Source organism: Photobacterium sp. OFAV2-7 (assembly GCF_022347985.1).
Classification (GTDB): Bacteria; Pseudomonadota; Gammaproteobacteria; order Enterobacterales; family Vibrionaceae; genus Photobacterium.
Map to the genome: position 1 here is coordinate 1 of NZ_JAKRFQ010000113.1, position 8,543 is coordinate 8,543.

9 protein-coding genes are annotated in these 8,543 nt (G+C 46.1%); 6 read left to right on the forward strand and 3 right to left on the reverse strand.

Translation table 11 applies throughout. The features are described 5' to 3' along the window. The first annotated feature begins 18 nt into the window (after window positions 1–18). Window positions 19–474: an HPP family protein gene (locus tag MHN01_RS08875; protein ID WP_239411025.1), complete on the forward strand. Its 456-nt coding sequence runs from the start codon at window positions 19–21 to the stop codon at window positions 472–474. Window positions 475–545: 71 nt separating this feature from the next. On the opposite strand, the gene MHN01_RS08880 is transcribed toward MHN01_RS08875, so the two are convergent. Continuing rightward, on the reverse strand, window positions 546–1,457 hold the full coding sequence (locus MHN01_RS08880; protein ID WP_239411026.1) for a PhzF family phenazine biosynthesis protein: 912 nt from the start codon (window positions 1,455–1,457) through the stop codon (window positions 546–548). A 96-nt stretch (window positions 1,458–1,553) separates the two neighbouring features. Between MHN01_RS08880 and MHN01_RS08885 the strand changes: the two genes are divergently transcribed. The 5 genes from MHN01_RS08885 to MHN01_RS08905 all read left to right on the forward strand — a co-directional run bounded on the left by MHN01_RS08885 (window position 1,554) and on the right by MHN01_RS08905 (window position 6,465). Further along, a complete protein-coding gene (locus MHN01_RS08885; protein WP_239411027.1) occupies window positions 1,554–2,486 on the forward strand; it encodes a LysR family transcriptional regulator in 933 nt (310 codons plus the stop codon). A gap of 101 nt (window positions 2,487–2,587) precedes the next feature. Then, a complete protein-coding gene (locus MHN01_RS08890; RefSeq protein WP_239411028.1) occupies window positions 2,588–3,271 on the forward strand; it encodes a hypothetical protein in 684 nt (227 codons plus the stop codon). Next, on the forward strand, window positions 3,261–4,160 hold the full coding sequence (locus MHN01_RS08895) for an RNA polymerase sigma factor (RefSeq protein WP_239411029.1): 900 nt from the start codon (window positions 3,261–3,263) through the stop codon (window positions 4,158–4,160). Before MHN01_RS08890 ends, MHN01_RS08895 begins: the two co-directional genes overlap by 11 nt. A 116-nt stretch (window positions 4,161–4,276) precedes the next feature. Continuing rightward, window positions 4,277–5,380: a DNA alkylation repair protein gene (locus MHN01_RS08900; protein WP_239411030.1), complete on the forward strand. Its 1,104-nt coding sequence runs from the start codon at window positions 4,277–4,279 to the stop codon at window positions 5,378–5,380. A 113-nt stretch (window positions 5,381–5,493) separates the two neighbouring features. Next, complete coding sequence (locus MHN01_RS08905) at window positions 5,494–6,465, forward strand: DUF2860 domain-containing protein (protein WP_239411031.1); 972 nt, start codon at window positions 5,494–5,496, stop codon at window positions 6,463–6,465. A 46-nt stretch (window positions 6,466–6,511) separates the two neighbouring features. Here the strand turns inward: MHN01_RS08905 and MHN01_RS08910 are convergent, their stop codons facing one another. Both MHN01_RS08910 and MHN01_RS08915 read right to left on the reverse strand, forming a co-directional pair. Continuing rightward, the gene (locus MHN01_RS08910) at window positions 6,512–7,798 is read right to left on the reverse strand and encodes a HAMP domain-containing sensor histidine kinase (protein ID WP_239411032.1); all 1,287 of its coding nucleotides are present in this window, start codon (window positions 7,796–7,798) and stop codon (window positions 6,512–6,514) included. Further along, window positions 7,795–8,478 carry a response regulator transcription factor gene (locus MHN01_RS08915; RefSeq protein WP_239411033.1) on the reverse strand — a complete coding sequence of 228 codons (684 nt, stop codon included), beginning with the start codon at window positions 8,476–8,478 and terminating at the stop codon, window positions 7,795–7,797. Before MHN01_RS08915 ends, MHN01_RS08910 begins: the two co-directional genes overlap by 4 nt. Window positions 8,479–8,543 lie beyond the last annotated feature (65 nt).

An 8,543-nucleotide genomic window follows, 5' to 3' on the forward strand; every position in this document is an offset into this window, starting at 1 on the left:
TCAGATTAAGGAACTAGCATGAACAAGGTTCAATTTCCGATTGCGGCAGGCATCGCCGCCACACTGGCTATCGGCATCCTGTCCTATCTCGATAGCCTGACTCATTCCGGGCTATGGTTAATGGCTCCGTTTGGTGCAACCGCCGTGTTGGTATTCGGCCTGCCCGATAGTCCCCTTGCCAAGGCTAAAAATGTTATAGCCGGACACTTTCTAACAGCCCTTATCGGTGTATCTTTTGTTGAGTTTATTGGCGTATATCCGTGGTCACTGGCATTTGCAACAGGACTTGCCATCACCACAATGCTGCTAACAAAAACCACCCACCCGCCAGCTGGCGCAAACCCTATGCTTATCATGTTAACCGGGCAAAGCTGGCCTTTTTTGATAACGCCGGTATTAATCGGTGCCAGCGCGATCGTCTGCCTGGGTCTGGTATTAAATAAAGTACGCGAAGCGTATTTAAAGGCAGCCTAAGCGGCTGCGGATAAGCGGACGTAGCACGCAATCAGTTTGCTCAAAGCAACCTGATTGCGTGAAAGTGCTGGCTAAAGAGTAATATCCAACTGCTCCATTACTTTGCCATAACCTCCCGCCATGAGCCCTTTGATCTGGTCATTCTCGATAATTAACTCTACTGAAATCTGGCTGGGTGAGGCAGGATGCATGAAATTCCCCTGCTCGATCATCAGCGTCTCTTTTTTATTATCCAGATAATCATAAAGCAGACAGGCCAACGGTCCTGCTGCCATTCCGGTGGCAGACTCCTCTTCTATTGCAAAGCGTGGTCCGAACATTCGGGTGGTTGCATCTCGGTCTGTTGACTCCGTTTCAGTGGTGAAAACGTAATAACCGATCAAATCAAGCTTCTCGCTAATACCGGCAATTTGTGCAAGATTGGGGGTTATATCACCTAAAATGCTAGTATCAGCAACGGCGACAACAATAAAGCTATTACCTGTATTGACAAGAACAGGACCGATACGAGGATCTAAATCCCCCTCGCTTAGCCCGAGAGAAGTAAGTACATCCTGAGCGGTTACCCCTTGGCTTTGCCAGTCACTTGGCATGCGATATGTCGGTGCCAGTTGCTCCATAAAAGCAGCACCATTTTTGATAAGAATTTTACGTGGCCCGTCGACCGTTTCCTTTGATGTTTCCCCCTCTGACACACGCCCTAGTTCTGTGAGATAGGAAAAGGTGGCGATCGTGGCATGGCCACAGTGTGCAATACGCCGGTTAGGGGTGAAAAAATCTAACTTAAAATCTGCTACATCCGATTGAGAAACAAAAGCCGTTTCTGACAGGCCGACCTGAGCCGCGATGTTAAGCTTATCCTCTTCACTCAAGTTATCCGCATCCAGAACAACACCGGCAGGGTTACCACCAATATTTCCCGTGACAAACCCATTGACGATTTGCGCCCGTACCCGTCGTACATTAATATGAGACTGTGTCATAAAATAATCCTTCTTTCATTCACTCCGGCTTTGATTCGTTTCATGATATAAGTAGGCAACGAGCATTTGGAACTCATAAGAACATGAGGTTTACTCATGAATAAGAGCAGGAACGATCTTCTTCTTAAACTAGCGCAGGCATCCCCTCTTCTTGCGGCGATTGGCGAAGAAAAGAGCTTCACCAGAGCGGCTGAAAGACTTAACGTACAGCAGTCTGCGGTCAGTCACAGGATCCGGGCTTTGGAAGAGGCACTGGGACTGACACTTTTCGAGCGAACAACGAGGAGTCTCCGATTCACCGAGGCAGGAAAGATATTATGTTCAGCCGCCATCGAATCTATGTCCGCATGGCAACCTGCTCTGGATAAATTAGAGCGGAGCGACTCATCCGGCTCAATCAGGCTTTCCTTACCATCATCTCTGGCGATGAAATGGGCCGTCTCGATTCTCCCCAAGGCAAATGCAGAAGGATTGGCCATCTCACTTGAAGTAAGAGATGACTTAGTCGATTTGCACCAAGGAGAGGCCGATGTGGCAATTCGTTTCGGAGTCGGCCCTTACCCCGGCCTGTATTCTATCCGCCTGACTCAATGCCAGCTCCAGCCCGTCGCAAGCCCTGCATTCCTTAACCACTACCCCATTTTAAGAAGTACAGACAATGACGAGAAAGGCCTGCTGGCTACCGACACCCCATTGCTGTCTGACAGACGCGGAGAGGTCGATAGCACTGAATTCAGCTGGCACCATTACTTCTCCCAAATCGAGTCAACGGTTGATACACACGCGCCCCAACATCAGTTTGACCGTGCCGACTTGATGCTCCAAGCGGCCATCAGCGGAATGGGTATCGCACTAGGGCGAACGCTGCTAATTGAAAACGACCTCGAAGCGGGCTTTCTGGAAAAAGTCGGCCCACCAGTTAACATGCAATCGAGCTATTGGTTAGTCTGCTCTGCCAGCTTCGCCGAAACAAAGCGCTTCGAGCGTCTTCGAAGATGGCTAAGCGCTGAAATAAAGAAAAAACAATAAAAAAACGCTGCAAACTGTAACAGCTCAGTTCTCCGAAACGTCTAACTCTGCGATGCCTGAATTTTTCAGGCAATAACCAACACAACACAGAGGTTAGAGCAATGAAAAAATCCAACAGCATACAAGATGTCTCTTTGTACCCAGCCAGTGATTCCCCCGTTTCACAAGTTTCAGAAGTTGCAATCTACAGGGTAAACAACCCAATAACCTACCCGGCATTACTGAAAGAGACCATGAAGGGTGTGATCACTATGCCCGGCTTTGTACGTGGTATTCACCTCCAATCCCCAACAGATCCCTATTTATTCGCTGATATCAATTTCTGGGAAGACTTGGAGACGGCAGAAGCGGCTGCCCATCGCGTACATACCGAGCCAACTTTCACAACCTTTATGGACAGCTTTAACGAATTGAAAGTGTTTGGTCACTTTCTGGCCGATAGCCCACCTGCAGAACTGAATAGATTTATGCGCCCAAGCGCAGCCATTGAGCTGGCCGTGTATTCAGTAAAAGACGCCGAAATACAAAAACAGTATCGCCCAGGTGTTTATCGCTTTTTGCGCGATCATCCAAGCTTCTTTGGCGGTATCGCGTTATCCTCACTGAAATCGAACGAGAGCCACATTGACTTCATCGCCTGGACAACGCAACAAGAAGCAGAAAAAACCGCGGCATCAATGATGACCAGCCACGAGCACATGGCATTCTTCCAAAATACAGATGAAGTGAAATTGTTCGAATTTTTCAATGTTTATGATCAGAACGGACGACTTAATGATGCGTAACCCTTTTACCGCCGAGATCCAGCACGACCAAAAAGATGCGTCCCTTGCGGCCTCCGCGGCTTCAGGAGACAAACAGGCATTGGAAAAACTGATCCGACGCCACCAAGGGTGGATCTATAATCTTGCCGTTCGTATGGTTCTCAATCCACAGAATGCTCAAGACATTACCCAAGAGGCGCTGTTACGAATTATCACTCGGATTGCGCAGTTTGAGGGACGATCCTCGTTTCGGACTTGGGCATACAGGATCGTGACCAATTGTTTTCTGGATAGCAAACGCGGACCAATCGAAAATGTCTTTTCAGGTTTTGATGACTATGGTGACGACTTGGATGCTATCCCTAATCAAGATTTACGGTTAGCCCCCGAACTTGAGCCTGATCGCGCATTAATCATCGAAGAAGCCAAGCTTGGATGTATGCTCGGCATGTTAATGTGTCTGAATCGAGACCAGCGTATGGTTTATATCTTGGCGGATATCTTTGAAGCGCCTGCACCGCTTGCCGCTGAGATACTGAACATTACTCCCGGAAACTTCAGGCAGAAACTCTCCCGGGCACGCCGTGATTTACGTAACTTCATGAACGATAAATGCGGCTTGGTCGACCCTACCAATCCATGTCGGTGTGAACGCAAAGCCTCAGGGTTTATGAAGCAAGGCTGGTTAGACCCACAAAAACTAAAATTCTCAGGCGAACATTTACAACGCATGAAAACCAAGGCCAAGATGGAAGTAGAACCACTCGATCAGTTTGCGGATAAAGCATACGGGCAACTCTATCGGCAACACCCGCTGCAGGAACCGCTTGAAGGTGCTGGAGCCGGGATGGATCGCATTCTTGTGCGGCTTCTCGATAGCTCTGAGTGCCATCAAATATTTGACTTATAGATACCCGCAAGCGGAAAAATAAACCGTTCCACCCTCTTTCTACTGATAATTCCGACATTTATAGTTGAGAGGGTGAGAATGCTCCACCGTTTAGACGCACCATACAACAGGACGTTATGAGTAATTTATTCAAAGATATCTATTCAAAATCCTTTTATGAGGAGTTTTCACAGATCCTGGCGCAGACTCTCCCTTCATTTGACAAGGAGAAATTTAATACGCTGATCTTCAACGATGCATTTGCCGAGCTCGAGCTAAAAGAGCGAATGACTCATACCGCAACAGTTCTTCATCACTTTCTACCGGCAGACTTTGGTGACGCCGCTGAAACCATCAAGCAGCTCATTGATAACCTGCGCTCTGCAGGCATCAGGGAGAAAAATATCGAGTACATGTTTTTCCCTGAGTACATCGCTATGTATGGAATTGATGACTACGAAAATTCAATTTCGGCATTGGAACATGTTACCCAGTTTACCAGCTGCGAATTTGCTGTCAGGCCATACATCGTGAAGTACCAAGATAAAATGCTTAAACAAATGCTCAGCTGGTCAACACACGACAATAGCAAGGTGAGACGGCTTGCCAGTGAAGGGGCAAGGCCAAGGTTGCCATGGGCAATGGCCCTGCCGTGCCTGAAAAAGGATCCCAATCCCATCGGACCTATATTAGACAACCTCAAAGATGACTGCTGCGAAGTTGTCAGAAGAAGTGCTGCCAACAACCTCAACGATATCTCTAAAGACAACCCGGAGTTCGTTATCTCACGAGCGAAAGAGTGGCTAGGTAGCAGCAAAGAAACCGACGCACTAATCAAACACGCCTGCCGGACATTGTTAAAGCAAGGAAACCCTGATGTTCTCCAGATCTTCGGCTTTGATAGTACAGACATTGAGTTATCCGATTTTAGAGTGACGACGCCAGCCGTACAAATTGGCAAGCAGTTGGAGTTTACCTTTTCACTGCTGAACCGCGGAGAATCAACAACAATGCTGCGTCTCGAATACGGACTGTACTACAAAAAACATAATGGCGATCTTTCACGTAAAGTCTTTAAGATCAGTGAACGAGAAATTGAACCATGTCGGATATACGACATAAAGAGAAAACAGAGCTTCAAGCCAATTACAACAAGAAAGCTTTACGTTGGCACCCACCAGGTTTCTATCATTCTTAACGGGAGAGAAAGCCAAAGATTAGAGTTTGAAGTGCACAAATAACTCAGCCATGCAGCAGTTTAAAAAACGCCGTTAAATTAATTATCAAAATTCACCACCCATTTACCCGCTGTAGCTGAAGGTATAGGTGTTTTTACGCATGGAAGAGGAACATCATGAAACACCTATATTTATTGCCACTGGGTATTGCGTTAAGTGGTACGGTATTCGCCGAATTAGATAAACCGGGGCTCAGCGGTGAAATCAGCCTTTTAGCTGGCTACGGCGGCGGAAAAAGTAACTTCAACATGGACAACGAAACCAAAACAGGAGACCTTAATAGCGCAGGAGAATCAGATTCCCAGGCTATGTTCGCTCCGCTGGGACAACTTCGTTATACCTTTGGAGAAAATAATGACCACCAGCTGTATTTCGGTACATCTCGCGGGGACATTATCGAAGGCATATTTGCCATAGAGCTTGGCTATGCCATGGAGTTCGGCAACGAATCTGTTCTTTCATTTGCCTACTTGCCCACAATCGCCAGTGGTGAAGTTTGGGAAGATCCCTACCTGACAAATACTGCGAGAAAAAAGACCGATATTTCTGGCAACACTTATCGAATTCAGTATGAAAACATTCTAGATACGGGTCTATCGGGCGACTTTGCATTCTATGACCAAGATGTTGAAAATGAAAAATCGGGAAGCCAGCTGACCAGCAACCAAGAGTTACTAAACCGTGATGCCAAAGGCTACTACGCGAGTCTCTCTATGGGCCTTCCTGTCAGCGCAACATCTTTTTTGGAACCATCCATTTCTTACCAGGATCACTCTGCTGATGGTAAAGCCATGTCCTTTAAACGATATGGGATTTCATTAACTTATATGCATATGGTCGGTAATCACGCTTTTTCGGTCAACGCTGACTACTCGAATACCCAATTTGACGCCACAAACCCTGTATTTAATGACACTCAGAAGGATAACAGCTACGGCGTTAATCTCGCCTATGAGTACAGCGAGTTTATGGGATGGGAAAACTGGGGCTTCAATGCACTGCTTGGCTACTCAAATACGGCTTCAAACATCAACTTTTATGATAGCAACGACTACTTCACAGGCGTTGGCTTAACATACAAGTTCTAAATTGAATGGGTTGGCTCTATTTCAAGCCAACCCAAACTAAAACAAATCAACTTACGGGTAATTGCAACACCGCTTTTACCCCACCGTCACTGTAGTTGATGTCCAAATTCCAATTAAGCCTGCTGCACACTTTTTGCGTAAGCTCCAGCCCCAGACCAAAACTGACGACCTCTCGGTCATTCACTAAATCCATGTCATAATTTTCAACTATGATGGTACCGCTCTGATAAGTCACTTTTATCCAGCCTTTGTGGGTGTATTGAAAGGCATTGCGTATCAAATTATTCAATACGATCATCAACGGTGTGGCCGGTAATATTTCATCAGGAGCCGTGTCGTAATCATGGATTACCTCTACACTCTCTCCCTGAATAAGGTACGTGTGATCATCGATTAACTGTTTAAGCAAGTGCGGAAGATTCACTTGATATTCAGCAGGTGCAGTATCATTTTTCCTTCCGAGCCAGAGCAAGGTTTCCGTTATCAATTGCATGTTTGTATTGGCTCGCTCCACACGACTGAGTGAGCCAAGTGCCGATTCCGGTATATCCATTCTTTCCAGAATCTCCATATTGGCGCGAATAATTGCAATCGGCGTTCTGAGCTCGTGGCTGGCATGAGACAAGAACTTCTTCTCCCTTTTCATCAGCGCAGCATTTCGTTTCAAAGATTGCTCCAAACATGTGGCGACGCGATTGTACTCATCGAAACGAAAGTCGGGCCGCTCCGAGTCCAGTTTTTCTGTCGAGATCTGCTCAGCCCAGTCAACAAGCGCTGCTGATTTTTTTCCTACCCGATAGCTATAAAACCAAAGTGCGATCAATATCAGGACGAGATACCCAACACCGATATAGAGTATGAATAAAAAGTCCTCATCCCAGCGTTCAGTTTCGTGCTCAGCCAACAGGTTAAAATCATATTTTGCAATCGCGTACAAAGATCGTCCGTCATACAACTTGGCATGGTGAAGAACCAGGACAAACTCATCTTTAAGCAGCTTAGGGACCACCTCATCTCCCATGATGAATAAGAAATCACCGACGTCTATATTCACATCTTTCAGTATGTCTGACTGTTCTATGATCAGCTTCGGCAGTTCATCAAAATAAAACTTCATCATATACGATGAAGGAAGCGGGGCGGTTTTGTCTTTCTGATAGGCGTTGGAAAACGAGTGGGTTTCAGTCAGCAAGCGTAATTCCGCAGAACTTTCAATACCATTTTCAAAGAATTGGACAAGAAGCTCGGTATAAACGAGCACTGTAAGTAAGGCGATACCGAAAAAATAGGATGTCAGCTTACTACTGACAGAAAACTTTCTTAGAAACATCATTTTGAACCAATCATCCTGAACCCATGACCCGGAACTGTTTCTATTAGCTTGGTTTCAAAGGGCTTGTCGATTTTCTGCCGCAACTGGTATATCTGCACTTTTAAATTATTGCTATCCGGCACATCTTCCGGCCACAGGGTCTCTTCGAGCTCTCTTTTACTTACGACTAACGGGCTTTTCCGCATAAGTACATCCAGCAACAACAAACCGGTAGGCGTCAGTCTAATCTCTTGACCTGCGCGCCTTACCGTTCGGGCTTTATATTCAAAAACAAGATCATCAACACAGAGCTTTTTCACCTGCCCACTTTTTCTCTTGGCCAAAGCTTTAACTCTCATCGCAAGCTCTTTCATGGCAAAAGGCTTTACCAGATAGTCGTCAGTTCCGGCCTCAAAGCCCACCGCTTTATCATCAAGCGTATCCTTGGCCGTCAGCATTAAAATTGGCGTATCATTACCCTCGAACCTTAGCCTTTGGCATACCGTTACGCCATCAATTCTCGGCAGCATGAGATCAAGTAAAATGACATCGTAGTTATTTTTTGTAGCCAGGTTATACCCGTTATGACCATTAAAAGCATGATCACAACGAATTCCCTCAAAACGTAAATATTCAGCAATAGAAAGAGCCAGGTCCCTGTCATCTTCTATCAATAGAACGTCAATAAAATGCTCTTTCATAATGCTATATCCATAGTATGACCTGCTTTTGCATCCGAGTGGTTTTTGCCTGTCAGGCTTACCAA

Coding starts and splice junctions, on each gene's coding strand:
- MHN01_RS08910 (WP_239411032.1), bottom strand. CDS start 7,798: ATGATGTTTCTAAGAAAGTTTTCTGTCAGTAGTAAGCTGACATCCTAT.
- MHN01_RS08895 (WP_239411029.1), top strand. CDS start 3,261: ATGATGCGTAACCCTTTTACCGCCGAGATCCAGCACGACCAAAAAGAT.
- MHN01_RS08875 (WP_239411025.1), top strand. CDS start 19: ATGAACAAGGTTCAATTTCCGATTGCGGCAGGCATCGCCGCCACACTG.
- MHN01_RS08880 (WP_239411026.1), bottom strand. CDS start 1,457: ATGACACAGTCTCATATTAATGTACGACGGGTACGGGCGCAAATCGTC.
- MHN01_RS08915 (WP_239411033.1), bottom strand. CDS start 8,478: ATGAAAGAGCATTTTATTGACGTTCTATTGATAGAAGATGACAGGGAC.
- MHN01_RS08890 (WP_239411028.1), top strand. CDS start 2,588: ATGAAAAAATCCAACAGCATACAAGATGTCTCTTTGTACCCAGCCAGT.
- MHN01_RS08885 (WP_239411027.1), top strand. CDS start 1,554: ATGAATAAGAGCAGGAACGATCTTCTTCTTAAACTAGCGCAGGCATCC.
- MHN01_RS08900 (WP_239411030.1), top strand. CDS start 4,277: ATGAGTAATTTATTCAAAGATATCTATTCAAAATCCTTTTATGAGGAG.
- MHN01_RS08905 (WP_239411031.1), top strand. CDS start 5,494: ATGAAACACCTATATTTATTGCCACTGGGTATTGCGTTAAGTGGTACG.